A 25,401-nucleotide genomic window follows, 5' to 3' on the forward strand; every position below is an offset into this window, starting at 1 on the left:
TCGCGAGGACAGCGATTTCGCCGCGTAGGCCGCTACTCAAGAAATCGATCCCGCAGCGAGGAGGGCGCTGAGGTTCCGCCACCCCACCACCAACGCAAACAACCCACCCCGACCAGTCAGCCTGTGGGTTCGAAGCAGCCTGCTCCGAGAAGCCCCTTGAGCTCGCCCTGCAGGCCGTTGTCGGTGGCGACGAAGAAGTCACTCGACAACGCCAGTCGGGTCACGCCGCGCGGGCCCTGCAACTTCACGTGCACCGGGACGTCGCCGGAGTGCGCCTGCAGGGTGCGTTTGAGCTCCGTGACCAGCGAACGGTCTACCCGGTTGGCCGGGACCTTGATCACGAACGCCGGGCTCGTCCCCGGATCGGTCTCCGCCGCCGAGATGTCGATCGGCAGCGCGTCCGAGGCGAACACGCTCACCGTGCCCTCACGCTCGTTGATGCGCCCCTTGACCGCGATCGCCGTGTCCTCCACGAGACAGTCCGCGAACACCTCGTAGGACTTCGGGAAGAACAGCACCTCCACGCCCGCGTCGAGGTCCTCCAGCGTCACGATCGCCCACGGATGGCCGTTCTTGTTGATGCGCCGCTGAATGCCGGAGATCATCCCGGCGATCTTGCACTGCTGCTCCTTGCCGTCCTTCGACGACTCGCGGTCGCCGGAGACGAGCGCGGCGATCCCGGTGTCCTGGTACGGAGCCAGCAGCCGCTCCGCCCCGTCCAGCGGATGCGCCGAGACGTAGAGGCCGAGCATCTCCCGCTCGTAGGACAGCAGCTGCTTGCGCGGCCACTCCTCCGGGGTGAACTGCAGGTGAGCCAGCGGGGAGGAGTTCTCAGCGCCCTCGGCGCCCGAGTCCGCACCGAAAAGGTCGAACTGCCCGAGCGCCTGCTGCCGTTTGAGCCCGACGACCGCGTCGACGGCGGCCTCGTGATGCTGGGTCAACGACATCCGGGTGTGCCCGAGCGAGTCGAACGCCCCCGCCTTGATCAGCGATTCGATGACGCGCTTGTTGCACACCACCGTCTCGGACTTGTCCAGGAAGTCGGTGAACGACGTGTACCGGCCCTGCTCGTCGCGCATCGTGGCGATGGAGTTGACCACGTTCGTGCCGACGTTGCGGATCGCCGAGAGGCCGAACCGGACGTCGGATCCGACGGCGGTGAACATCAGGCCGGAGTCGTTGACGTCGGGGGACAGCACCTTGACGCCCATCCGCCGGCACTCGCCGAGGTAGACCGCCATCTTGTCCTTGTTGTCGCCGTTGGAGGTCAGCAACGCCGCCATGTACTCGGCCGGGTAGTTGGCCTTCAGGTACGCCGTCCAGTACGCCACCAGCGCGTACCCGGCCGCGTGCGACTTGTTGAACGCGTACCCGGCGAACGGCAGCACCGTGGACCAGAGCTTGTCGATGGCCTCGTCGCTGTAACCCTGCTCGCGCATGCCCGCCTGGAAGCGCCCGAACTCTTCGTCCAGGACCTCCTTTTTCTTCTTGCCCATCGCGCGCCGCAGAATGTCGGCTTGTCCCAGCGTGTATCCGGCGACCTTCTGCGCGATCGCCATGATCTGCTCCTGGTAGACGATGAGCCCGTAGGTCTCGGCCAGGATGTCGGAGAGCGGCTCTGCCAGTTCGGGATGGATCGGCTCGACCGGCTTGCGACCGTTCTTGCGGTCGGCGTAGTCGAGGTGCGCGTTGACCTCCATCGGCCCCGGGCGGTACAGCGCGTTCGCCGCCACCACGTCGCCGAACTCCGTGGGCTGCATGCGCTTGAGCAGCTCCCGCATGCCGCCACCTTCGAGCTGGAAGACTCCGAGGCTCTCACCCCGCGACAACAGCTCGTAGGTCGCACGATCGTCGAGTCCGAGCGTGGACAGGTCGATCTCGAGGTCGTGGTTGGCCCGCACCGACTCCAGTGCGTCGCCGAGGATCGTCAGGTTCGACAACCCCAGAAAGTCCATCTTCAGCAGGCCGATGGCCTCGCACGACGGGTAGTCCCACCCGGTGATGACCGAGCCGTCGTCCCGCTGCCACAGCGGAACCGCACCGAGCAGGTCCTGGGAGGACAGGATCACCGCGCACGCGTGGACACCGGCGTTGCGGATCAGGCCTTCCAGCCCGCGCGCGGTGTCGAAGATCTGCGAGACCGACGGGTCGGTCTCGATCAGCGACCGGACCTCGGTGGCCTCGGCGTAACGCTCGTGCTCCGGATCCACGATGCCGGAGAGCGGAATGTCCTTGGCCGCGACCGGCGGCGGCAGCGCCTTGGAGATCTTGTCGGCGATCGCGAAGCCCGGCTGGCCGTGATGCACCCGCGCGGCGTCCTTGATCGCCGCCTTGGTCTTGATCTTGCCGAAGGTGATGACCTGCGCGACCTTGCCCCGGCCGTACTTGTCGATCGCGTACTGCAGCACCTCGTCGCGGCGCCGGTCGTCGAAGTCGAGGTCGATGTCCGGTGGCGAGTCCCGCTCCGGGTTCAGGAACCGCTCGAAGATCAGCCCGTGTTCCAGCGGATCCAGGTCGGTGATGTGCAGGATGTAGGCCAGCAACGACCCCGCTGCCGAGCCACGCCCGGGACCCACGTGGATGCCCTGCGACTTCGCCCACCGGGTGACGTCGCCGACGACGAGGAAGTACGCGCAGTAACCCTTGGTGTCGAGGACGTCGATCTCGGTCTTCACCCGGTCCAGGACCTCCTGTGACGCCCCGTCCGGGTACCGCGTCGGCAGGTACTCGTCGATCTCGGATTGCAGCTGGTCCCGTTCGGACGTGCCGCCCTCGACCGTCACGCGCGGCATCCGGTCCTGGAAGGACCAGACGTCGTCGTAGGATTCGATCATCTCGGTGACGCGCAACGTGTTGTCCGCGGCGCCGGGAACCTCGGTGTCCCAGTATTCCCGCATCTCCTCCGCGGACTTGAGGTAGTAGCCGTCGCCGTCGAGCTTGAACCGCGACTCGTCGTTGAGCGTCTTGCCCGACTGCACGCACAGCAACGCCCCGTGCGACCCGGCCTGGTCGACGGTCACGTAGTGGCTGTCGTTGGTCGCCAGCGGCTCGAGGGCGAGTTCCCGCGAGATGTTGAGCAGGTTCTCCCGTACGGCGCGCTCGATCGGCAGGCCGTGGTCCATCAACTCCACGAAGAAGTTCTCGGCACCGAAGATGTCCTTGTAGTCCGAGGCCGCCTGCAAGGCCTCCCGGTATTGCCCCAGCCGCAGCCGCGTCTGCACCTCGCCCGACGGGCACCCGGTCGTCGCGATGATCCCCTCGCCGTGCTCGGCGAGCAGGTCCCTGTCCATGCGCGGCTTGCGGTACTGGCCTTCCATGCTGGCCAAGCTCGACAGGGTGAACAGGTTGCGCAGGCCGGTGGCGTTGCGGGCCAGCATCGTCATGTGCGTGTAGGCGCCCGCACCGGAGACGTCGCCGCCCTCACCGAACTCGTCGGTGGACCGCTGCTTGGCCTCGCCCCAGAAGACGGGCTTCTTGTGGAACCGGCTGGTCGGCGCCACGTACGCCTCGATGCCGATGATCGGCTTGATGCCGGTCTTCTTCGCCTGCTGGTAGAACTCGTCCGCGCCGAACATGTTGCCGTGGTCGGTCATCCCGACGGCGGGCATTCCCAACCGCTGCGCCTCGGCGAACAGGGCGCCCATCTTCGCCGCACCGTCGAGCATCGAGTACTCGGTGTGCACGTGGAGATGAACGAAGGGATCGACGGGCACGGGTGAGTCCTCCCCTTCTCGCTCGGCTGCCCCGATCGTCGCTCGATCAACGCGGCGCGAGGCCGCGGACTCGGTAGGCGAGATCGGGTTCGGCGACAGCCTAACGCTGCGTCCCGGACTCGCCGACGACGTCCCCGGGCGTGCCGCGAACCTGACCGATCCGGAACCGCCGCGCCACGCACAGCAGTCCCGCCACCTGCACGAAAAGACGACGCGAGACCATCGAGCCCGCGGGCCGTGTTCCTCGCGGCCTACCCCGCCCCGCGCCCACCGGCGATCTCGAGAGGGTAGCGTGACCGGACGTGACTGCCCCTGATCCCGTGGACGTGCGACTGCTCAGCGCCGTCGCCGAGACCGGTCGCGCCGCCGTGCCGGACCTCGCCGCGCGGCTCGGCATGGACGTACGCGACGTCGCGTCACGGTTGGCGGCCTTGTCGGGAACCGGTCTCCCGTTGGTGGTCGGCGTCGAGTGCGACACGCACGCGATCCGCAACGCGATCGCGGCCGCGAACGCATGGAACCAGCAGCACAGTGGCGCGTATCCCGCTCAGCCGGCCGGTCACCCCGCTAGCCACTCCGCCGCCACCCCGCACAGCGGTTCGTACCCGGTGCAGAACCAACCCAGCGGCCCGTACCCCACTCAGGGCCGACCGGGCGGTCCGGCCACCCCGCACAGCGGACCGCACCCGACGCAGAACCAGCCCAGCGGCCCGCATCCGATGCAGGGGCAGCTCAGCGGCGGGCATCGGGTACCTATCGGATACGCGGCGGCGAGCGGCCCGCACGGTGTCGCGCAGCCGTACACTCCCCAGCCGCCACTCGCACAGGGTAACGCGCAGCCGCCGCAAGCCACCGGGAACACCTGGGGGCCGCCCGGTTCGGCGGCATGGACGCGCGGCGATCAGAAGACGACCGAGGTGGCGCCGGTCGCTCGACCGCGCACCGGCAGCGTCGGCAGCAAACTCGACGTCGACGGTCCCGACGGTGAGCGCATGACGATCCAGCTCGTCGAGGTGGTGGACCCGGGCGACTTCCTGTTCACCGCCGCAGGCCACGAGCTGCAAGACGGCGAACGCTCCGTGGTGGTGCACACGGAGTTGACCAACCGGGGAACGCAGCCGTTGACCTCGCTGCCCGACCAGTACCTGGTGCTCGTCGCCGCCGACGGCTCGAGTGTCGCGAAGTCCACCGTGACGCTGTCGTCACGACCTCCGCACCGGATCGGGGTGCAGCCGGGTGAGACGACCGGCGGCCACACGCTCTACGTGCTGCCCGAGGACACCGTGCTCAGCTCGCTGCGCTGGTCCCCGCACCCCAACGACGTCCAGCACACCCTCACCTGGGACCTCTCCGACCTCTGACGTGGTCTCGGCATCGCGCCGGGTGGCGTCGGTACGCACGGCTCCTCGATACTGCCGATGCGCAGTACTGGCGTGGCAGTACCAGGGTGCGTCCGGCTGTGCGCTCCGCCCGAGAACGCGAAATCGCTCGATCGAGAGACGACCATGATCTACGAGACGGCCACGCCTCCCACGCACCCGGGAATCATTCTGCGCGAGGAGTTCCTCGAACCGATGGGCATCAGCAACTATCGCCTCGCTCAGGCGATCGGGGTGCCCCAAACTCGGATCAGTGCCATCACTCGTGGTCAGCGCAGTATCACCGCGAGGACCGCGCTGCTGCTGTCCCGGTACCTCGGCCTGTCCGAGGGATTCTGGATCGGTATGCAGGCCGACTACGACCGCGAGATCGCCAAAGACGAACTCGGCGACTCGCTGTGCGCGATCCAGCCCGTGAGCACCTGACGGAACACCTCAACGACGTCCAGCACACCCTCACCTTGGACCTCTCGACCTCTGACTCCCGGAAGGGACGCCCCTGACCGAAGTCAGGGAACAGACTGCCGATCGTCCGATGTGGGCCTCGATGCCGTCTTCGTAGGGTCGACGCGATTCGTTCGTGGATCTGACCGCGTAGACCTGACTGGGGACTCGATGTTCGAGGCGCTCGCCGACCTGCTTCATGCCGCCGTCACTTCACCGTGGGTGTACCTCGCGCTGTTCGCCGCCGCCGCGCTCGACGGCTTCTTCCCCGTCGTCCCTGGCGAAAGCCTGGTGATCACCGCGGGCGTGTTCGCGGTCTCGGGCGAACCGAATCTCGCGGCGGTCGTCGCGGTCGCCGCTCTCGGGGCGTTCGTCGGCGACCACGTTTCCTACCTGCTCGGCCGCAACGGCGGCCGGAGGTTGATCGAGAGACTGCCACCCCACTCGAAGAAGCGTGCTCCGTTCAGTTGGGCGTCGCGAACACTGGGCGAACGCGGCGGGTTGGTGCTCGTGATCTGCCGCTACATTCCGGGTTTGCGCACCGCGACCACCATCACCCTCGGCACGGTGGCCTATCCGTTGCGCCGGTTCGCCGCCTTCGACGTGATCGCCGTAGTGACGTGGGCGGTGTACTCGGCGTTGATCGGTTACCTCGGCGGACACGCCTTCGAGCAGGACCCGATCAAGGGGGTCGCCTTCGGCATCGGCCTCGCGCTGGTGATCACCGGCCTGGTGGAAGCCGTGCGCTACCGACGCCGACGCCGCGAGCAGGAAACCGGGGAACGCGAACTGATCCACCGGTGAGCTCGTTCGTTTCGTAGGACTCCTCGCAGGCTGAGCTGTCGTCGTGGCGTGTCGGCGGCGAAACCGCTCAGCAGTACCCACGTACGCAGCCCGGCCGCCCGCGGGTTCTCCGCCACCCGACCACCCACGCAAACCAACCCGCAACCTTGCCTGCTCGGCCACGGCGCGATGCTCGCCCTCCACATGCTCGGCACGCTCCCATCCCCACCGGGTCAGTGCCGCCTGCTGCCTCCGGTAGCGACCGAGCAGCCACGGAGCAAGCCCCAGGAATGCGACGGCCACAACGGTCTCTACGAGGACACCGAGATCGAAGTCGACCACGACGAACCACAGTCCACGCGCGACAGCGATCCCGGCGAACGCCAGCAGTGCCGGTCGGGCGGCCGCCAATCGGCGGCCCGCCAGCGCGCTGAAGGCGACCGGCGCCCAGAGGAACACCGGCTCGAACGCACAGGTCGCCGCCGACCCGACGAGTGCCGTCGTCGGCAGCCGACGCGCCGTCAACACCACCGGTGCGAGCGCGACCGCGCCGAGTGCCACATGCCACCAGGACGAACCGGCATGCGCGTTCGCGACAGCTTGACCAGCGCCTGGAGTGACCAGCACCAGCCACAGCAGGCAGTCCCAGAGTCGCGGGTAGCCGCCGATCTTCGCGCGAGTCACCAGCGGGACGATAGCCGCATCCCCCGGCACCGGCTACTGCCGGAAGTCAGGCGTCGTCGCGACCGCCGCGCAGCCAGTCCATCGCGCCCGGACGCTGCTGCTTGGCGCGACTGCGGTACTCCAACTTCGGCCAGTCCGTCGCTTCCTGCCGCGGTCCGTGCTCACCGGGATCCGGTTCGCCGAGCACCGCCGGGCCGGCGTGTCCGAAGTCCTCCGGCTCCACGACACCTTGGCCGATCACGCCGTCCGGGCCGACGAGACCGCCGATCCCGGCCGGTGGCGTCGCCTCGTCCGAGCGCGCGATCACCCCGTCGTCGGCTCCGCGCCGGCCCGGCACGTCCTCGAAGCCCAGCGGAATCCCGTGGGCGGGAGTGGGGGCATCCGAGTCCGCGAACCCCGACGCGCGCGTGTCCTCGTTCCTGCCGTCTCCGCGGTTCACCGGTCCTCCTGCGCCCATTCCAACCTCCAGCGTCGCGCCCGACAGTACGTGATGTTGCCCGCGCATCGCGGAGCACACACCGAACCAGAGGACGTTGTGGCAGTTCCACAATGCACTCTTAGTCGTCGACTTCGCGCAGGCCGTCGAGTACGTGCTGGAGATCGGTCGGATACTCGCTGGTGAACGAGACCCAGCTCCCGTCGGACGGGTGCTCGAAACCCAGCGCGCGAGCGTGCAGCCACTGCCGTTGAAGGTCGAACTTCCGGGCGAGCACCGGGTCGGCGCCGTAGGTCAGGTCGCCGACGCACGGGTGCTTCACCGCGGCGAAGTGCACGCGGATCTGGTGCGTGCGCCCGGTTTCCAGCTTCACGTCCACGAGCGAGGCCGCGCGGAACGCCTCAACGGTCTCGTAATGGGTGACGCTCGGTTTGCCTCCGGTGACCACAGCGAACTTGTAGTCGTACTTCGGGTGCCGGTCGATGGGGGCGTCGATCGTGCCCCGGCTCGGATCCGGATGCCCTTGCACCAGCGCGTGATAGCGCTTCTCGACGGTGCGTTCCTTGAACGCTCGCTTGAGCAGCGTGTACGCGCGTTCGCTCTTGGCGACGACCATGACTCCCGTCGTGCCCGCGTCCAGCCGATGCACCACGCCCTGACGCTCGGCGGCTCCGGAGGTGGAGATGCGCAGGCCGGCGGCGGCCAGACCCCCGACCACGGTCGGACCTTCCCAGCCCGGGCTCGGGTGCACAGCGACCCCGATCGGCTTGTCGACGACCACGATGTCGTCGTCCTGGTGCACGATCCGTAGCCCGTCGACGGGAACCGCCTTGACCTCCAGCGGATCACCGGCCTCCGGCAGGGAGACTTCGAGCCAGGCACCGGCGACGAGCCGGTCGGACTTGCCTGCGGGATCACCGTCGAGGTGGACCTCGCCTGCGGCGGCGATCTCGGCGACGACCGTGCGGGACAGTCCGAGCAGCTTCGCCAGGCCGGCATCGACCCGCATCCCGTCCAGACCGTCCGGGACGGGAAGCGTGCGCAGATCGCTCACTGCTCGCCTCCCTCGGCGCCGGACTCGCTGCGTTGCTTGCGCTTGCTCTTGTGGATCGTGCCGTCGTAGTCGCGGCCGAGCAGCGTCAGCAGCACGATGAGCGCGCCGCCGCAGACGATCGCGGAGTCGGCGACGTTGAACACCGGCCACACGCTGCCGTCAGGTGCGAACAACGAGACGAAGTCGACGACGTGGCCACGCAGCGGCCCTGGCTGGCGGAAGATCCGGTCGACGAGGTTGCCGCAGGCACCGCCGAGCACCAGTCCCAGCCCGAGCGCCCAGCCGGTGGAACGCAGCTTGCGGGCCAGCCACACGATCACCCCGACGATGACGATCGCGAGCAGCGCCAACAGCCAGGTGAGCCCGGTGGCCAGCGAGAACGCCGCGCCCGGGTTCCGGAACAGCACGAGGTACACGGCCCCGCCGAACAGCTCCACCGGCGGCTCGCCCTCGAGCTCGGCCACCGCGACGACCTTGGTGACGACGTCGACGACGAGCAGCAGCGCGGCGATACCGAACAACAACGGCAGCAGCCGCCGGGGTCGGGGTGCGGAGGGAGTGTCCCGTTCCGCGGGCGCCGGTGGGTCCTGATCGGGTTGTTCGGCGTTCACGCCACCATTGTCCCCGACCCCACCGGCGTCGCTCGCAGCCACTCCCGCCGGGTGGGCGTCACCAGCGCAGGAGTCGCCCGAGCAGGTCGTAGCCCATGCCACCACCCGGACCCCGATCGTCGGGTCCGCCGTAGGCGGCCACGATCGTCGCCGAGCGTTCCGCCGGGGGTGTGGGTTCCGCGGCCTCGGACGTGGCGGAGAGCCCGAGCGCGGGAGCCAGCGCGAACGCGGCGACGGCCATGCGGGAGAGTGACGTGCTCATCGGACATCGACCACCTCTGTGTCAGTGGCGCGACGTGCCCGCCGGAGCACGACTGCCCGCATGACTCGGCGAAGGCCGCGCATCCGACGAGGATCACCGACGGACCACGCGAGGACACCGAGTCACCCGGCGGCACCGTGCGATATCGCGGACATCCCAGGCATCACGCCGTCTCAGAGAGTAGCCCCGGTCACAGCACCCACCAAGGCCTCCGCCCGGCTGGTCCAGTCACACAGAGCGACCACACGCGACCCCGATGCCGTCTCAGGCCTTGACGACCTGCACGCTCACCTCGAGCCCGTCACCCACCGTGCCCGACGAGCTCGCCGAATCAGTGGCGTCCGCAAGCGCGGAGTTCCGTTCACCGGAAGCGCCGTTCGTCTCGAGTGAGTCGGCGAGAGTCTCCCCGGCGATGAACTCGCGATGTGCGGACACCGCGTCGAGCACCTCCGAGGGTGCCGTGACCGCGACCCGCACCCGGTCCGAGACCTCCAGTCCCGCCTCACGCCGCGCCTGCTGCACCACCCGCACGACATCACGGGCCAGACCCTCGGCCGCGAGCTCAGGGGTGACCTCGGTGGACAGGACCACCAAACCCGCCCCGTTCGGCAACGCCGAAGCCGCGCCCTCATCGGTCGAGACCAACCGCTCGGTGAACTCACCCTCCACCAGCTCGATCCCGGCAGCGACGACACCGCCGCCCGGTGTGCGCTTCCAGTCGCCGGCCTTGACCGCCTTGATGACCGGCTGGACGTCCTTGCCCAGACGCGGCCCCGCCGCGCGCGCGTTCACCGCGATCTCGAAGCTTCCGTGAGTGGCGACGTCGTCGGTCAGCTCGACCTCCTTGACGTTGACCTCGTCGCGGATGATGTCGGCGAACGGCTTCAGCGCCTCCGCCTCCGGGGTCGCCACCACCAGCCTCGACAGCGGCAGCCGCACGCGCAGCTTGTGCCCCTTGCGCAGTGCCAACGTTGACGAGCACACCGCGCGCACCTGGTCCATCGCGTGCACGAGTGCCGCATCGGCGGGCAGCTCGTCGACCAACGGCCAGTCCGTGAGGTGCACCGAGCGACCACCGGTGAGCCCGCGCCACACCGCCTCGCTGGTCAGTGGCAACAGCGGAGCCACCACGCGGGACGTGACCTCGAGCACCGTGTGCAGCGTGTTGATCGCGTCCCGGTCACCCGCCCAGAACCGCTCCCGCGAACGGCGGACGTACCAGTTCGTCAGCACCTCGAGGAACTCCCGCACCGTCTGGGTCGCCCCGGCGAGGTCCAGCGCGTCCATCGCGGCCTGGACGTCGCCGACCAGCTCGTGGGTCTTGGCCAGCACGTAGCGGTCGAGCACGTGGTCACTGTCCAGACTGGACCGTCCCTCGACGCCTTCGGCGTTCGCGTACAGCGCGAGGAAGTACCACGAGTTCCACAGCGGGAGGACCGCCTGGCGGACGGCGTCCCGGATGCCCTTCTCGGTGACGACCAGGTCACCGCCACGCAGGATCGGGCTGGCCATGAGGAACCACCGCATGGCGTCCGAGCCGTCGCGGTCGAAGACCTCGTTGACGTCCGGATAGTTGCGCTTGGACTTCGACATCTTCATGCCGTCGTGGCCCAGCACGATGCCGTGCGCCGAGACGTTCGAGAACGCGGGCCGGTCGAACAACGCGGTCGCCAACACGTGCAACGTGTAGAACCAGCCGCGGGTCTGGCCGTTGTACTCCACGATGTAGTCGCCCGGATAGTGGTGCTCGAACCAGTCGGCGTTCTCGAACGGGTAGTGCACCTGGGCGAACGGCATAGACCCGGACTCGAACCAGCAATCCAGCACCTCCGGAACCCGGCGCATCGTCGACCTGCCGGTGGGATCGTCCGGGTTCGGCCGGGTCAGCTCGTCGATACCCGGGCGGTGCAGGTCCGTCGGCCGCACACCGAAGTCGCGTTCCAGCTCCTCCAGCGAGCCGTAGACATCACAGCGCGGGTGCGCCGGATCGTCGGAGACCCACACCGGGATCGGCGAACCCCAGTAGCGGTTCCGGGAGATGTTCCAGTCGCGCGCGTTCTCCAGCCACTTGCCGAACTGCCCGTCGCGGATGTGCGAGGGAACCCAGTTGATCCGCTGGTTGAGCTCCACCATGCGGTCCCGGAACTGCGAGACAGCCACGAACCACGAGGACACCGCACGCTGGATCAGCGCGTTGTCGCAGCGCCAGCAGTGCGGGTACGGGTGGTCGTAGGTCTCGTGCCGCAGCAGCAGCCCAGCTTCCTTCAGGTCACGGATGATGGCTTTGTTCGCGTCGAAGACCTGTTGCCCCGCGTACGGGGCCACCTCGGCGGTGAAGCAGCCGTGCGAGTCCACCGGCACCACCGGCTCGATGCCTGCGGCGTCGGTCACCACCTTGTCCTCCTCACCGAAGGCGGGGGCGATGTGCACGATGCCCGTACCGTCGTCGGTGGTCACGTAGTCCGCCGACAGCACCTGGTGGGCGTTCGTCCGGCCCGCGAAAAAGTCGAACGGCGGGTCGTACGCGAGCCCGAGCAGCTCCGAGCCCGTGTATCGAGCCACGACGCGATCGGCGGCGTCCTCGCCCAACTCGCGGGCGTAGGCGGCCAAACGCGCCTCTGCCAGCAGGTAGCGGTCGCCGCTCACGGTCTCCACGAGCACGTACTCGATCTCGGGATGCACGGCGGCGGCGAGGTTCGACGGCAGCGTCCACGGGGTCGTCGTCCACACCAGAGCCTGCGCGCCGTCGAGCTCGGAGTCCGGCACCCGCAACCGCAACCCCACGGTCACCGCAGGATCCTGGCGCTGCCGGTACACGTCGTCCATGCGGGTCTCGGTGTTCGACAGCGGCGTCTCGCAACGCCAGCAGTACCAAAGCACCCGGAAGCCCTCGTAGACCAGACCCTTGTCCCACAAGGACTTGAACGCCCACATGACGCTTTCCATGTAGTCCAGGTCGAGCGTCTTGTAGTCGTACTCGAAGTCGACCCAGCGCGCCTGCCGGGTGACGTAGTCCTCCCACTCGCCGGTGTAGCGCAGCACCGACGCACGGCAGGCCGCATTGAACTCGGCGACGCCCATCTGCTCGATCTCGGACTTCGAGGTGATGCCGAGCTGCTTCTCCGCCTCCACCTCGGCGGGCAGACCGTGGCAGTCCCAGCCGAACCGGCGCTCCACCCGGCGGCCGCGCATCGTCTGGTAGCGCGGCACGATGTCCTTGACGTAGCCGGTGAGCAGGTGGCCGTAGTGCGGCAGGCCGTTGGCGAACGGCGGACCGTCGTAGAAGACGAACTCGTTCGCGCCGTTCCTTCCCGCCTCGCGGTTGTCGACGCTCGCCCGGAACGTGTCGTCCTTCGCCCAGAAGTCGAGGACCCGGCGCTCGATCTCGGGAAACGACGGCTGTGCCTCGACACCGTTCGCGCTGTCGTCGGACTGGAGATGGACCTTGGGGTAAGCCATCGCGGGTGCGCTCCTCGTCGACCCCGCCCCTCGGCGAGGTGTGTCGTCTCCCTCGTACGAGCACCTTCGTGCTCCCACGGGGACGACACGTCGAGGACCGGTCACAGACCGGCTCGCGTTCCGCGGTACCACCCCGCTTGCCACCCACCGATTCCCGCCCGGTGAGGGCCGCTCGTCGTCGGCTGTCACGGGCCGAACCCGTCCGGGTCTAGTGGGGCGGACGCCCGTTCTTCCGGAGGCTCCCCGGTGATGGCCGGATCGACGCCGATGTACCCAGGGTAACCCGGGCGGTCCACCGCATATTTCCGGGAGGACCCTGCAGTCTCAGCGGCTGTCTGTGATCTTGTGACCACAGACAGCGTCTCAGAGTCAGAGGGCGCGCGGGTTGATCTGCGTGGGTGGTTGGAGTGGCAGAACCTCACTTCGCGGACGACTGGCCGGTCCGCACCCTGCGTGACCACAGCCTCGACCCGCGCACCAGCTCAGCCGCGACCGCGGAGCTGCTCCATCAGGCTCGCGTCGGGCTTGCACCGCGCGCACGGCGAGAAGGCGAGTTCGCGAGCCTCGCGCACCGGCAACGGAATGGTCCGCCGCGAACCGAGCCACTCGCACGTCGACAGGTGATAACGCGGGCGCTCGTCGATCACGACGACCTGATCGTCGGTCTCGGAGATCAACGCGACGTCGGCGGGATTGGTCTGTTCCTCGTCCGGTTCGGCATCGGAGGAGTCCGCTCCGGCGTCCTCCGAGACGGCCGCCGGGACCTCCGGGCCGGGAGGGTCGTCGGCACCGGTATCGGACAGCGCCGCGGTCCCGGTGACCGTCGCGCCGGACGCGGCAGCCGCGGTCTCATGCCGGTCCGTATCGCCCTTGGCCACAGCCGTGTCTTCGGCCCGACCCGTCGGTGCGTCACCGTCGCGCGCGGGACTGTCGTCGGCCTCGGGGCTGCCGTCCGACTCGGCACTCCCGTCCGACTCGGGGCTGCCGCCCGCCGAGCCCTCAGCCGTCGCCACCGGTGCCATCGTCGCCGTCGGCGCCTCGCTGTCAGCTCCGGACTTCTTCCTGCCGAGGCGGCCTGCCCGGCGAGTCAACGCGTGCCGGGGGCGGGCACCGCTCGGTGTCGTCCGCTTCCACCGGAAGCGCTCCGCCAGCAGCAGCGCCCCGGCGAGACCACTGCACACGACCGAGATCCACGCCCACTGTGGCTCCCCCACCAGCACCGAGGCGACGAGCACCCCGGCCGCGGCCAGTACCAGCAGCAGACTCAATACCAACACGTCGACACTCACGCCTTCCGACTCGCACGGCCGTGCTCACACCGGCCGCACCGCCGGATCGCAGGCGGGCGGTGACGACCGGAGCCGTCACCGCCCGTGGAGAGTTCTCGTCCCAGTGGAACAGGGGTACCTGGTCCGGTACCGCCGCCCCAGTTCGCGCCTCGCGGCGTTGGGGTCCTCCTGAGTACCAGGACCAGTTCCCGAACGCCCTCTCAGCCCGCTTCCGCGGCCCGCGCCCCGAAGCTGTAGCTGCCCTGCTGGTTGCCGGACGAGCGGCTGCCACCGCTGCTGCTGCCGCCACTCTCGGCAGGTGCGGCCGAGCCACGGTCCTGCAGCTCACGCAGCTGCGACTCGAGGTAGGTCTGCAGTCGAGTGCGGTACTCGCGCTCGAACGTCCGCAGCGTCTCGATCTTCTTCTCGAGCGCGTTCTTCTCCTGCGTGATGTTGCCCATCACCTCGGCGTGCTTGCGCTGGGCGTCGCGCTCCAGCCCGGCGGCCTTCTCCTTGGCCTGCCGCTCCAACGTCTCCGCGCGTGTGCGCGCGTCGTTGAGCATCGTCTCCGCGCGGGTGCGGGACTCGTTGACCATCGTCTCGGACTTGGAACGCGCGTCCGAGAGCAACTGCTCGGACTTCGTCCGCGCCTCCGAGAGCATGCCGTCGGCCTCGGCCTTGGCCTCACCGGTGAGCCGGTCGGCCATCTCCTGGGCGAGCCCGAGGACCTTGGCGGCCTGCACGTGGTGGTCACCACCCGGCGACGTCTGCTCCGCGGCGGCCGCGGGCGGCGGCACCGGAGCGAGCCTGCGCGGCTCCTCCACCGGCGCGGACGTCGTCGTGGACGCCGCCGATGAGGCCTGGCTCCTGGCGTCGTCCAGGTCGCCCTGGGTCGACTGCAGCTGGCCCTCCAGCTGCTCGACCTGTCCCCGCAGGTCGTTGTTCTCCTCCACCAACCGGGCAAGCTCGGCTTCAACCAGGTCGAGGAATGCGTCCACCTCGTCCTCGTTGTAGCCCCGCTTGCCGATCGGCGGTTTGCTGAACGCCACGTTATGAACGTCGGCGGGGGTCAAGCCCACAAGATCACCTCACGCACTCCTCGGCTGCGGGTCGCCCAGGTTCCCCGTCACCCGGGTTGCACCAGTCGCATCAGTATGAACACGACCAGCAGCAGCACCATAATAGATAGGTCCAGCCCGACGTTCCCGATGCGGACGGTCGGGATCACCCGTCGCAACAGTCTGACGGGTGGGTCGGTCATTGTGTAGATGCTCTCCAAGGCGATTGCAACCCCTCCGGCGGGACGCCAGTCCCGCGCGAAGGCGCGCACCAACTCGACCACGATCCTCGCGGTGAGCAGGAGCCAGAAGAAGAACAGAACGTAAAACAGAACGATCAGCACCGGTTCCACAGCTCAACTGTGCCACCACTCACCCGTAGTTGAACAAGGCACCCTCCGCGAGCCGACGCTTGTCCTCGGCGGCGACGTCGATGTTCGGAGGTGAGAGCAAAAACACCCGATTGGTGACTTTGTCGATGGACCCACGGAGGGCGAAAGCCAGTCCCGCGGCGAAGTCGACCAGCCGCCGGGCGTCCGCTTCATCCATTTCGGTCAAGTTGATGATGACCGGAGTGCCGTCGCGGTACTGCTCGCCGATCGTCCGCGCCTCCCCGAAGCTGCGCGGATGCAGCGTTGTGATCTTGCTCAAGTTGACGTGGCTGCCGGTGTCGGTCACCGCACGCAGCTGCGTCACCGGCTCCCGCCGCGACTCGGAGGCCATCGAACCACGGGGAGGCGGAGCCTCCGCTCCGTACGACCTCCGCGGCGCGGGCGCGCCGTAGTCCTCGTCGACCTCGTCGACCTCGGGCTGATACCCACCACGGACACCGCCGCCGAACCGGCGGCGACCGATCCGGTCACCCGGCTCGAACTCGTCCGGTTCCTCGGCGTAGCGGTCGCGGTAGACGTCGCCGTACTCGTCGACTTCGTCGGCCGGGACCATGCCGAAGTAGGCCTTCAGCTTGTGCAGAGCGCTCATCGGCAAGCCCTTCTCTCCCCGCGACTCCTTCGAGCCGATCACGGACGGCCGACCCTCAGACGCCCCGTTGACGGCTAGAGCGAGGTTAACCGGCGACCTCCGAGCAGCGCGGTTCCGACACGCACGCGTGTCGAGCCGTGGGCGATCGCACGTTCGAGGTCTCCGCTCATCCCCGCGGACACCACACCAGCTTCGGGGTGATCACGACGGACGCGGTGGGCGATCGTGGAAAGTGTGGCGAAGGCCACCTCCGCATCGCCCCGCAGCGGGGCGACCGCCATCACGCCCCGCAACCGGAGTTCCTCGGTCGCCGCGACGGTGTCGGCGAGTTCGGGCACGTCCTCCGGCGGACACCCACCACGACCTTCCCGCTCGTCGAGCCCGACCTGAACCAGCACGTCCAGCGGCTCACGGCGCTCTCCCGCGTCGAGCGCGGACGCCGAGGCCCGCCGCAGCGCCTCGGCGAGCCTCGGGCTGTCGACGGACTCGACGACGCTCGCCCAGCGCGCCACCGAGCGAGCCTTGTTGCGCTGAACCTGACCGACCATGTGCCACCGAGCGGCCGAATCCGGACGCAGCTGCGTGAACTCGGCGACCTTCGCGCGCGCTTCCTGCTCGCGGTTCTCCGCGAACAACGTCATGCCCAGATCCGCCAGCAACGCCGCGTCGACCGCCGGGAAGGTCTTGGTCACGGCGAGGACGTCGACCTCGGACGGCTCACGTCCGGCCGCTCGACACGCGGCATCGACGCGTGCACGGACCTCGGCAACGGACTCGGCGAGCTCTTCCCGGCGTTCGGCACTCACGCGCCGTCCTCTTCCGGCTCCGCCCACACGACCGCCGCGAACCGTCCGGTGCGGCCGCTCTCACCACGGTGGCTGTAGAGCTCGGTGGACTCGAGCGTGCACCGAGGGTCGACGCCGATCTTGGCCACCCCGGCACCCGCGAGCTGCTCCCACAGGCCCGCGCGCAGGTCGAGTCCCGGCGTGCCCTTGCGTGTCTTGCACGCACTGCCGGGCAGGTGTTCCTCGACGTCGGACTGCATCTCGCGCGGCACCTCGTAGCACTCGCCACAGGCGGCGGGCCCGATCAGCGCCTCCACGCGGTCCAGTTGCGCCCCCGCGTCGCGCATGCGACTCAACGCCGAGACGAGCACGCCGACGCGCGCACCGACTCTCCCGGCATGCACGGCAGCGACGACGCCACTGGTGGGGTCACCGAGCAACACGGGCACACAGTCGGCGACGAGTGCGACCAGGGCCAGGTTCGGAGTCGCAGTCACGAGTGCGTCGGTGGCTTCGACCGCCTCGGAACGGGGCTCGTCGACGACGGTCGCGGTGCGGCCGTGGATCTGTTCCATCCACACCAGCCGGTGTTCGGCGAGCCCGATCCCCTCCGCGAGTTTCCGCCGGTTGGCCGCCAGCGCCGCCACGTCGTCACCGACGCTGCCGCCGAGGTTGAACGAGTCGAACGGTGCCGCCGAACTGCCACCGTCCCGCGTGGTGATCACGCGTCGAATCCGCACCACATGCCCCTTCCGCGAAGTCCACCAGCGACCGTCCGACACACGAAGAATCGGCACCGGACGCCGTCTGGCGTGTCCGGTGCCGATTCTCGCGCAATGCTGTCGCCGGGCCACGCCCGGCCGTGTGCTCAGCGGCGCATGAACGGAGGGATGTCCACCTCGTCGTCGTCGTTGTCGTCCGAGACGGGCACCGACCGGTTCGGCAGCGAACCCGTGAACCCGCCGCCCCCGGCGCTGTTCGTCCCGTGCGCCGGGTAACTCGCGCCTCGCACCGGCGCCGCCGGGGTGGCGGCTCCGTCACCGCCGGGGGCGGGTGAGTGCGACTGGACGGACTGCGGCTGAGCCTGGGGTGGCTGAGCCTGCGACTGCTGCGGGTGCGACTGCTGGGCCTGTGGCTGCGGGTGCTCGTCGGCACGCGGCTGCTCGGGCTGCGGTGCCGCCGGCTGCTGCGGCGCGGCCACCTGCGGCGTGGCGGCGGAGGCCTGCGGCCGGTAGCCCTGCTGCTGGCCCGCGTCCGGCAAGTGCTCCGCCTCGGCGCCCTCGGGTGCGGCGTCCCGGCTGCTGACGACTTCGCCGTCGGTGACCTGTCCGGCTTCGCCGCTGGCCACCGCTCCGCGTGAGCCGACCTTGGTGGGGTCGAGCTTCTTGTGCGTCGGCGTACCGGAATCGAAACCGGCCGCTATCACGGTGACCCGGACCTCGTCGCCCAGTGAGTCGTCGATGACCGTACCGAAGATGATGTTCGCCTCCGGGTGGGCGGATTCCTGCACCAACGAGGCGGATTCGTTGATCTCGAACAGGCCGAGATCGGAACCACCCGCGATGGCGAGCAACACCCCGTGCGCGCCCTCCATGGACGCTTCCAGCAGCGGCGAATTGATCGCCTTCTGCGCGGCCTGCACGGCTCTGCCCTCGCCTCTGGCGGAGCCGATGCCCATGAGGGCACTGCCCGCGCCGGACATGACGCTCTTGACGTCGGCGAAGTCCAGGTTGATCAGCCCGGGGGTGGTGATCAGGTCGGTGATGCCCTGCACACCGGAGAGCAGCACCTCGTCGGCGGAGCGGAACGCGTCCATGAGGCTCACGCCGATGTCGCCGAGCTGCAGCAGCCTGTCGTTCGGGATGACGATCAGCGTGTCGCAGCAGTCCCGGAGTTCCTTGATGCCCTGTTCGGCTTGGTTGGCGCGACGCTTGCCCTCGAAGGAGAACGGGCGTGTGACCACACCGATGGTCAGAGCGCCGAGTTTGCGGGCGACGGAGGCGATCACCGGGGCACCGCCGGTCCCGGTTCCGCCGCCCTCACCGGCGGTCACGAAGACCATGTCGGCGCCCTTGAGGACCTCTTCGATCTCGTCCTTGTGATCCTCGGCGGCCTTGCTGCCGACCTCGGGCGCGGCCCCGGCACCAAGGCCGCGGGTGAGCTCGCGGCCGATGTCGAGTTTGACGTCGGCATCGGACATCAGCAGGGCCTGCGCGTCGGTGTTCACCGCAATGAACTCGACACCCTTGAGCCCCACCTCGATCATGCGGTTGACGGCGTTCACGCCGGCGCCGCCGATGCCGACGACCTTGATCACCGCGAGGTAGTTGTGCGGGGGCGTCATCGGATCCGCCTTCCTGATCGTGGCTGTCGTGCTCGTCGGGTGTTACGCGTACTTCCGGGAACCGTTCCGGAGCCGGTGTTCGTCGTCGGCGTCACCGCCGACTCCGGTGCCGGCAACGGGATCGGCGCGTGCGAACCCGTCTTCGGTGCGGACGGTAGGCACCCGGGTAGTCCGGAGTCCAGCAGCCACGCCGTTGGCACGACGGTGTGTCGCGGCACGTCTCGACAGAACGTCCTGCCGATCGGCCGTGTGCCGTCGTTCCCCGCAGTCTCCCGTGGTTCGCCCGCCGGACACCGACGCCGAAGGTTGCGGTGATCACCATCATCACCGTACCCAACGACGATCACCGGCATCCTGGAGACCGGCGCATCCGGTCGCCTCCCCCGCGCCTCCGTTCCAGTAGCCGATCCACCGCGGAACACGCTCGTCCTCCACGCCCACCCCTTCCCCGCCCTGTGGACAACTCCGACACCTGTGGACAACCGGGTGGCAAATTCGCGCGAATTTGCCACCCCGGAGGCCGGGAGACGGGCCGGACCTGCGAATTCACTGTGGAGGTGCCTCGTTCAGATGGTGGGGTGCGGTGAGGGCAGCTGGGGTGTCGGTGGTCGTTGGGAGCCTCGGTGCGCGGACAGGAAAAGGAGTCGTCATGGCAGAGCAGGGCGTCCCCACATCCCAGGGAAGCGGCCCCCCGTTGGAGGGCACGGTCGCGCTGGTCGCGGGGGCTACGCGCGGCGCCGGGCGCGGGATCGCCGTCGAACTCGGTGCCGCGGGTGCGACGGTCTACGTCACGGGCCGCAGCACCCGCTCGCGGCGTTCGGAGTACGACCGGCCGGAGAACATCGAGGACACCGCGGATCTGGTGACCGAAGCGGGTGGGACGGGCATCCCGGTCCGGGTCGATCACCTGGAACGCGAGGAGGTCCGCGCGCTGGTGGAGCGGATCGACCGCGACCGCGGTCACCTCGACGTGCTCGTCAACGACGTCTGGGGCGGGGAGAACCTGTTCGCCTGGGGGAAGCCGCTGTGGGAACAGTCGTTGGACGACGGGTTGCGACTGCTGCGGCTCGGTGTGGAGACGCATCTGGTCACCAGCCACGCGGCGCTGCCGTTGCTGGTCCGGAAGCCGGGCGGTCTCGTCGTCGAGGTCACCGACGGCACGCACGAATTCAACGAGGCGCACTATCGGGGCGAGTGCTCGATGTTCTACGACCTCGCGAAGGTGTCGGTGGCCCGGCTCGGGCGCGCCCAGGCCGAGGAACTGCGTCCGTTCGGCGGCACGGCGCTCACCGTGACGCCGGGATGGTTGCGTTCGGAGATGATGCTCGATGCGTTCGGAGTCACCGAGGACACCTGGCGGGACGCTGTGCCCGAGGTTCCGCATTTCTGCATCTCGGAGTCGCCCCGCTTCGTCGGTCGCGGGGTGGCGGCGGTCGCCGCCGACCCGGGGCGCGAACGCTGGTCCACGCAGTCGGTGTCGAGTGGTCACTTGGCGCAGGTGTACGGCTTCACCGATGTGGACGGGTCGCGACCCGACGCGTGGCGCTACATCACCGACGTCGAGCGGCCCGGCCATCCCGCGGACGCCACCGGCTACCGCTGAACGGCAGGCACGGTTCGCCAGGATCGCGCCGAGGCCAGCACAGCGAGAGCCAGGAACGCGCTGGCAGCGGGGGCGACGAACGCGACGGCCACTCCCCACTGTTGCAGCAACGCCCCTGCGACGCCGGAACCGACGGCGTTGCCCATCATGAACACGGTGATCAGCCACGCGAAAGCCTCGGTGGTCGTACCGGCAGGGACGCTGTCGCCGATCACGACGAAGGTGCACGCGAGCGCGGGCGCCAGGAACAGTCCACTGAGGACGGCGAGGGGAAGGATCAACCCGGGCGCCGGGGCGAACGCGAGCGGCACGTAGCCGAGGGCGAGGCCGAGTACGAGCCACGTGAGCCTGTCGCGCGGCTGAAGCGGCCAGTCACGGGTGCCGTAGGTGAGCCCGCCGACGAGCGCTCCGAGCGCGTTGGCTCCGAGGATCAGCCCGGAGAGGTTCGTCGACCGCTGGGCTTCGCTGTAGCCGACGACGACGATGGTCAGTAGCCCGAGAGTGGCACCCACGAACAGGAAGGCCCCGAGCAGCACTCTCAGATCGGAGGAGCGCAGCGGCCCGAGCCAGTCGGCCTGCCGGGGTTCCGGCCGCCACTGCCGCACGGGTGGTGCGGCGACGAACACGAGCGTGCCCACCAGGGCGAGTCCACCGGTGAGCACGACCGCACCGGGCTCGCCGAATGCTTGCACGGCCACGATGACGAGCAGTGGTCCTGCGACGAAGATGACTTCCTGCAGCGCCGCGTCGAGCGCGTAGGCCGCGTTGACGAGCCGCCGGCTGCCGAACACTCGCGGCCACAGGCTCCGCAGGCACGGCTCCAGCGGAGGAGTGAACGCCCCGGCCACGACGATCGCGACACCCGCGAGCAGAACTTGGTCCGATGTGGACAGAGCAAGGGCACAGAACCCGGCTGTGGAGGCGAGAACACTCACCACTAGCACCCGCGCCTGCCCGTGAAGATCGACGAGCCTGCCGAGCACGGGGCCACCGACCGCGGCTGCGACCCCGTACAACGCGGCGAGCACGCCGACGGTCCCGTACTCGAATCCCTGCGCACGCAGGAACAGCGCGACGACGAGCGGACCCATCCCGTTGGGCAGCCGTCCGACGATGTTGGACGAGACGAGATGGCCGACGTGACGGTGCCGCAAGCATTCGGCGTACGTGCGCACGAGTGACCTCCTGTTCAGCCGTGCAGGGCTCGGTGGACGGCGTCGTCGTCGGTGACGAACTCCGGCACCAGCCGGTCTTCGTCGTAGTAGCGGTGGAACACGGGAGTGTGGCCGCCCGAGATCGGCGGCACGATCCAGCTCCAGTCGGCGGGGCACGTGCGTCCGGCGGATTCCTCCCTGGCGAGATGGGTCAGGAAACGCTGGGATTCGGTGTGATGGTCGGTGATGGTGACGCCCGCTTCGGCATAGGAGTGCAGGACGGCCCTGTTGAGCTCGACGAGTGCCCGGTCCCGCCACAGAGTGGATTCTCGCGTCGTGTCGAGCCCGAGCCGGTCGGCGACCCACGGTACGAGGTCGTAGCGGTCGTGGTCGGCGAGATTGCGCGCGCCGATCTCGGTGCCCATGTACCAGCCGTTGAACGGGGCGGCCGGGTAGGAGACACCGCCGATCGACAGCCGCATGTTGCTGATCACCGGCACCGCGTGCCAACGCAGCCCCGCCGCACCGAACCACGGTAGTTCGGGGTGTGTCAGCGGAACCTCGAGCACCGCGTCGTCGGGCAGCGGAAACAGCTTCACGCCCTCGTGGATGGTTTCGACGGCGAGTGGCAGGACGTCGAACGAGCTCTTGGCGGTCGGTGGCGGCCAGCCACGCCCGATCATGGAGCGGGTGAACTCGCGGTAGCGCGGATCGCCGAGAGTGCCGCCGTCCGGCGTGGCGTACCCGGCGTAGCGGATCAGCTGTTCGTTCCAGATGCGCGGGGCGAGCGACTGCGGCGTGTCGGGCGGGAAGATGCTGATGACAGGCCGGATCTTGCCGCCGTTGGTGGCGATCCGGAGATGGTCGATGCAGTCGGCGGCGACTTCGGCGGCGTCGTGCGAATCGCGGAGATCCCGCACGCGCAGGCTCTTCCAGTAGAGCCTGCCGATGCAGCGTGCACTGTTGCGCCACGCGACGCGCGCTCCGAAGGCCAGTTCCGGCCCGGTGTGCCGGTAGGTGCCGGTCGCCGCGATCTCGCGCCGCACCTCGGCGATGCGAGCGTCGACCCGGCGCAGCTGGTCGGTTTCGCCGTGGAACAGACGGAGGAAGTCCTCGGCCTCGCGCAGATCGACCGCAGGTTCTCGCCGCACCCGCAGACGTTCGGTTCGTTGCGCCGCGGCGACCGTGCTGAAGGGACGGGTCGCGTGGCCGACGCCGTGGAAGAACGTCGACGGAGTTTCGTCGCTCAGCCTGAACACGCCGCCACCGTATCCCGCGTCACCCGGCAGTCATGGGCAGACTCACGGATTCATCGGTGGCGGCGTGCACCGCGCCGACCGACGTCTGCAGTGCGGTGATCGCGCAGGTCGAGGAGCGGCGATCAGGCGCACCGAGCTGACAGCTTCCACACCACCTACGCAGCCCGACCACACGACGGCTTTTCCACCACGCACGCAGGCCGGCCCGCGGCGGGTTCTCAGCGCCCTCCTCGCGAGGACAGCGATTTCGCTGCGTAGGTCACTACTCGAGAAAGCGATCCCGCAGCGAGGAGGGCGCTGAGGTTCCGCCACCCGACCCGCCGAGCAAACCCTTCGGCTCGGAGTTCTCACTCGTGAGGGTTGAACTCGATCTCGTCCGGCTTGGCTTTCCCGAGGTTGTCCTCGAAACTGCCGTCCTTGATCGCGAGGCTGGCACTGCCGAAGTCAGCGCTCGTCAACGCGTCACGGACACCGTCGGGAAAGTGGTCCCAACTGACCAGATCCGGATACTGCCACTCGCCGTAGTGGTTTTCGGGCTGTTCGTCCGCCTTCGCCAGCCGGAACGCGTGCGTGCTGGCGCCGTCCTTGTGGTAGACGACCTTCGGGTGCGTTCCTTCCCAGGCGACGTCCGATCGGGGATACGTCGAGTAGTCGCCGTGAGCCGACACGGAGACATACTCGGCTTGATCCTCGTACACCCACACCACGACGTGTTCGATGTCGTGCCGGTGCCCGAACGCATCCGCCCCCGGCACGACCTGGTCTTTCTCGAAGTACAGGTCGTACAGGTAGGCGCACCAGCCGTTGTCGTCGCACCGGGACCGCGCATAGGAGTTGGTGTTGTCGAGGTCGGACCGGTCGCGGCAGTTTCCGTTCAGTGCACCGGAAGTGTCGAGACCTTCGGCGATCTCGCCGCCGGGCCCCACCGCAGGAGTCGGGTAACAACCGTCGGTGTCGTAGTCGAAGGCCGGTTGCCACTTGCCGTCCGGTTCCTCGGCGCTCGACGGAAGTGCTTCCGGTGGCTCGGCCCACGCGGACGCGGTGGGTACGGTGACGACCAGCACGCACGCGACGACCACGGAACGGAGCGCGAACGAGATCTTCCCGAACCGTGGTGGCCTCGATGCCGTGCATGGCCGCACGCTGGTCTCCTGTTCGATCGACATACGATTCCCTTCACACAGCCGGAAAAATCACTGGAACCCGGCGAAGATACGAGTGAACTCCCAGTCCTGCTGGGGAACGCCGGAACACGAGTCCGTACCGCCGCCCTCGCACGACCGGTCGCGGTTGACCGACCAGTACGCCAACCTGCCGAGGTCGTTGGCATTGGCGTAGTCGACGATCGTGCGGAAGTCGTCCTGGTCCACGACCTCTCCGACGTCTGTCCGGCCGTTCATGGAGGAAATCCCGCTGTGGGCGTAGGCCTCTGCGTCGTCGTAGCCGTAGGCGTTCCGGACCGCGTTCTTGAGTCCCTCCGCGGCGCGCACGGTGAGTTCACCCATGTCCTGGTCGTTGCCACCGAAGTTGAACGGCATGATCGTCCAGGCGTCGACGGTGAGTCCGGAGGCAGCGGCCGTGTCGATCAGGCTCGTGTCCGGGCCGTCCTGCCCGGTGCCGAAGGTGACGTACACCCGGACGTCCGGTTTGCTGTCCTTCACCAGCTTCAGGGCGTCGACGGTCTTCTGACGGACGGCCGGGTCGTCGTATGCGTCCGCTTCGATGTCGATATCGATCGCAGACAACCCGTACGTGTCGATCACCTTGAAGTAGGCGTCGGCCAGCGCACTCGCGTCGGGACAGCTGACTTCGAGTTTCTGGCCGCTCCATCCGCCGAAGGACGGCACGACGTCGCCACCCGCGTCGCGGATGGCCTGGATCGTGGATTCGTCCGCCCCGCCCGAGAGAGGGCGAGAACCGTCCCACTGCGGATCGCACTGCCCGTTGCTGAGAACGAAGGCGAGGGTGAACGCCCTCGTCCCGGTCTCGTTCATGACGGCGACCGGGTCGGGCGGATCTCCCCAGCCGGTGTACAGATAGGGCGCGTAGTCGGGTGCCGCCGCCTCCGATGTGGACGGTTCGGCGGCGGCCACGGTCGGGCCGCGACGAGTGCCGCCGCGAGTA

At 68.7% G+C, this 25,401-nt stretch carries 21 protein-coding genes; 4 read left to right on the plus strand and 17 right to left on the minus strand.

What is annotated here, in order from left to right; translation table 11 throughout:
* Positions 1 to 116 precede the first annotated feature (116 nt).
* Positions 117 to 3,713 carry a DNA polymerase III subunit alpha gene (gene dnaE, locus GIY23_RS16305; RefSeq protein WP_154077449.1) on the minus strand — a complete coding sequence of 1,199 codons (3,597 nt, stop codon included), beginning with the start codon at positions 3,711 to 3,713 and terminating at the stop codon, positions 117 to 119.
* Positions 3,714 to 4,015: 302 nt separating this feature from the next.
* Here dnaE and GIY23_RS16310 point away from each other — a divergent pair, with 302 nt between their 5' ends.
* The 3 genes from GIY23_RS16310 to GIY23_RS16320 all read left to right on the plus strand — a co-directional run bounded on the left by GIY23_RS16310 (position 4,016) and on the right by GIY23_RS16320 (position 6,340).
* A complete protein-coding gene (locus tag GIY23_RS16310) occupies positions 4,016 to 5,074 on the plus strand; it encodes an AsnC family protein (RefSeq protein WP_187351916.1) in 1,059 nt (352 codons plus the stop codon).
* A gap of 144 nt (positions 5,075 to 5,218) precedes the next feature.
* On the plus strand, positions 5,219 to 5,518 hold the full coding sequence (locus tag GIY23_RS16315) for a HigA family addiction module antitoxin (RefSeq protein ID WP_154077450.1): 300 nt from the start codon (positions 5,219 to 5,221) through the stop codon (positions 5,516 to 5,518).
* A 189-nt stretch (positions 5,519 to 5,707) separates the two neighbouring features.
* Positions 5,708 to 6,340: a DedA family protein gene (locus tag GIY23_RS16320; RefSeq protein WP_154077451.1), complete on the plus strand. Its 633-nt coding sequence runs from the start codon at positions 5,708 to 5,710 to the stop codon at positions 6,338 to 6,340.
* Between the two features lie 709 nt (positions 6,341 to 7,049).
* On the opposite strand, the gene GIY23_RS16325 is transcribed toward GIY23_RS16320, so the two are convergent.
* The 12 genes from GIY23_RS16325 to ftsZ all read right to left on the minus strand — a co-directional run bounded on the left by GIY23_RS16325 (position 7,050) and on the right by ftsZ (position 19,261).
* Complete coding sequence (locus GIY23_RS16325; protein WP_154077452.1) at positions 7,050 to 7,442, minus strand: hypothetical protein; 393 nt, start codon at positions 7,440 to 7,442, stop codon at positions 7,050 to 7,052.
* Between the two features lie 118 nt (positions 7,443 to 7,560).
* Positions 7,561 to 8,448, minus strand: coding sequence for an RluA family pseudouridine synthase (locus tag GIY23_RS16330; RefSeq protein ID WP_154078907.1), 888 nt, complete (start codon positions 8,446 to 8,448; stop codon positions 7,561 to 7,563).
* Positions 8,449 to 8,489: 41 nt separating this feature from the next.
* Positions 8,490 to 9,104, minus strand: coding sequence for a signal peptidase II (lspA, locus tag GIY23_RS16335; RefSeq protein WP_187351917.1), 615 nt, complete (start codon positions 9,102 to 9,104; stop codon positions 8,490 to 8,492).
* Between the two features lie 58 nt (positions 9,105 to 9,162).
* Entirely contained in the window at positions 9,163 to 9,366 is a 204-nt protein-coding gene (locus GIY23_RS16340; protein WP_154077454.1) for a hypothetical protein, read from the minus strand.
* 264 nt (positions 9,367 to 9,630) lie between these two features.
* Complete coding sequence (gene ileS, locus GIY23_RS16345) at positions 9,631 to 12,825, minus strand: isoleucine--tRNA ligase (RefSeq protein WP_154077455.1); 3,195 nt, start codon at positions 12,823 to 12,825, stop codon at positions 9,631 to 9,633.
* A 482-nt stretch (positions 12,826 to 13,307) separates the two neighbouring features.
* A complete protein-coding gene (locus GIY23_RS16350) occupies positions 13,308 to 14,114 on the minus strand; it encodes a hypothetical protein (RefSeq protein WP_228717327.1) in 807 nt (268 codons plus the stop codon).
* Between the two features lie 200 nt (positions 14,115 to 14,314).
* On the minus strand, positions 14,315 to 15,172 hold the full coding sequence (gene wag31 / locus GIY23_RS16355) for a DivIVA-like cell division protein Wag31 (RefSeq protein ID WP_154077456.1): 858 nt from the start codon (positions 15,170 to 15,172) through the stop codon (positions 14,315 to 14,317).
* A 47-nt stretch (positions 15,173 to 15,219) separates the two neighbouring features.
* Complete coding sequence (locus tag GIY23_RS16360) at positions 15,220 to 15,495, minus strand: YggT family protein (RefSeq protein ID WP_407646877.1); 276 nt, start codon at positions 15,493 to 15,495, stop codon at positions 15,220 to 15,222.
* Between the two features lie 28 nt (positions 15,496 to 15,523).
* Entirely contained in the window at positions 15,524 to 16,132 is a 609-nt protein-coding gene (locus GIY23_RS16365; RefSeq protein WP_154077458.1) for a cell division protein SepF, read from the minus strand.
* 74 nt (positions 16,133 to 16,206) lie between these two features.
* Positions 16,207 to 16,938, minus strand: a complete 732-nt coding sequence (locus GIY23_RS16370) for a YggS family pyridoxal phosphate-dependent enzyme (RefSeq protein ID WP_154077459.1) — start codon at positions 16,936 to 16,938, stop codon at positions 16,207 to 16,209.
* Complete coding sequence (pgeF, locus tag GIY23_RS16375; RefSeq protein ID WP_154077460.1) at positions 16,935 to 17,657, minus strand: peptidoglycan editing factor PgeF; 723 nt, start codon at positions 17,655 to 17,657, stop codon at positions 16,935 to 16,937. The genes GIY23_RS16370 and pgeF overlap by 4 nt, the downstream gene beginning before the upstream one ends.
* A 128-nt stretch (positions 17,658 to 17,785) precedes the next feature.
* A complete protein-coding gene (gene ftsZ / locus GIY23_RS16380) occupies positions 17,786 to 19,261 on the minus strand; it encodes a cell division protein FtsZ (RefSeq protein ID WP_154077461.1) in 1,476 nt (491 codons plus the stop codon).
* Between the two features lie 649 nt (positions 19,262 to 19,910).
* Here ftsZ and GIY23_RS16385 point away from each other — a divergent pair.
* Positions 19,911 to 20,864, plus strand: a complete 954-nt coding sequence (locus tag GIY23_RS16385; protein ID WP_154077462.1) for an SDR family oxidoreductase — start codon at positions 19,911 to 19,913, stop codon at positions 20,862 to 20,864.
* Here GIY23_RS16385 and GIY23_RS16390 read toward each other — a convergent pair.
* From GIY23_RS16390 to GIY23_RS16405, 4 genes are all read right to left on the minus strand, one after another.
* Positions 20,855 to 22,039, minus strand: coding sequence for an MFS transporter (locus GIY23_RS16390; RefSeq protein ID WP_154077463.1), 1,185 nt, complete (start codon positions 22,037 to 22,039; stop codon positions 20,855 to 20,857). The genes GIY23_RS16385 and GIY23_RS16390 overlap by 10 nt on opposite strands.
* A gap of 14 nt (positions 22,040 to 22,053) precedes the next feature.
* Complete coding sequence (locus tag GIY23_RS16395) at positions 22,054 to 23,268, minus strand: nitric oxide synthase oxygenase (RefSeq protein ID WP_154078909.1); 1,215 nt, start codon at positions 23,266 to 23,268, stop codon at positions 22,054 to 22,056.
* Between the two features lie 356 nt (positions 23,269 to 23,624).
* The gene (locus tag GIY23_RS16400; RefSeq protein ID WP_154077464.1) at positions 23,625 to 24,443 is read right to left on the minus strand and encodes an NPP1 family protein; all 819 of its coding nucleotides are present in this window, start codon (positions 24,441 to 24,443) and stop codon (positions 23,625 to 23,627) included.
* Between the two features lie 27 nt (positions 24,444 to 24,470).
* Complete coding sequence (locus tag GIY23_RS16405; RefSeq protein ID WP_228717329.1) at positions 24,471 to 25,370, minus strand: chitinase; 900 nt, start codon at positions 25,368 to 25,370, stop codon at positions 24,471 to 24,473.
* Positions 25,371 to 25,401: the final 31 nt, after the last annotated feature.

This window comes from Allosaccharopolyspora coralli (genome assembly GCF_009664835.1).
GTDB lineage: Bacteria > Actinomycetota > Actinomycetes > Mycobacteriales > Pseudonocardiaceae > Allosaccharopolyspora > Allosaccharopolyspora coralli.

Excerpts from the sequence above, each read along its gene's own strand:
- GIY23_RS16315 (WP_154077450.1), top strand. The coding sequence starts at position 5,219 with ATGATCTACGAGACGGCCACGCCTCCCACGCACCCGGGAATCATTCTG.
- GIY23_RS16320 (WP_154077451.1), top strand. The coding sequence starts at position 5,708 with ATGTTCGAGGCGCTCGCCGACCTGCTTCATGCCGCCGTCACTTCACCG.
- GIY23_RS16330 (WP_154078907.1), bottom strand. The coding sequence starts at position 8,448 with ATGCGGGTCGATGCCGGCCTGGCGAAGCTGCTCGGACTGTCCCGCACG.
- GIY23_RS16340 (WP_154077454.1), bottom strand. The coding sequence starts at position 9,366 with ATGAGCACGTCACTCTCCCGCATGGCCGTCGCCGCGTTCGCGCTGGCT.
- ileS (WP_154077455.1), bottom strand. The coding sequence starts at position 12,825 with ATGGCTTACCCCAAGGTCCATCTCCAGTCCGACGACAGCGCGAACGGT.
- GIY23_RS16365 (WP_154077458.1), bottom strand. The coding sequence starts at position 16,132 with ATGAGCGCTCTGCACAAGCTGAAGGCCTACTTCGGCATGGTCCCGGCC.
- ftsZ (WP_154077461.1), bottom strand. The coding sequence starts at position 19,261 with ATGACGCCCCCGCACAACTACCTCGCGGTGATCAAGGTCGTCGGCATC.
- GIY23_RS16385 (WP_154077462.1), top strand. The coding sequence starts at position 19,911 with ATGGCAGAGCAGGGCGTCCCCACATCCCAGGGAAGCGGCCCCCCGTTG.
- GIY23_RS16400 (WP_154077464.1), bottom strand. The coding sequence starts at position 24,443 with ATGTCGATCGAACAGGAGACCAGCGTGCGGCCATGCACGGCATCGAGG.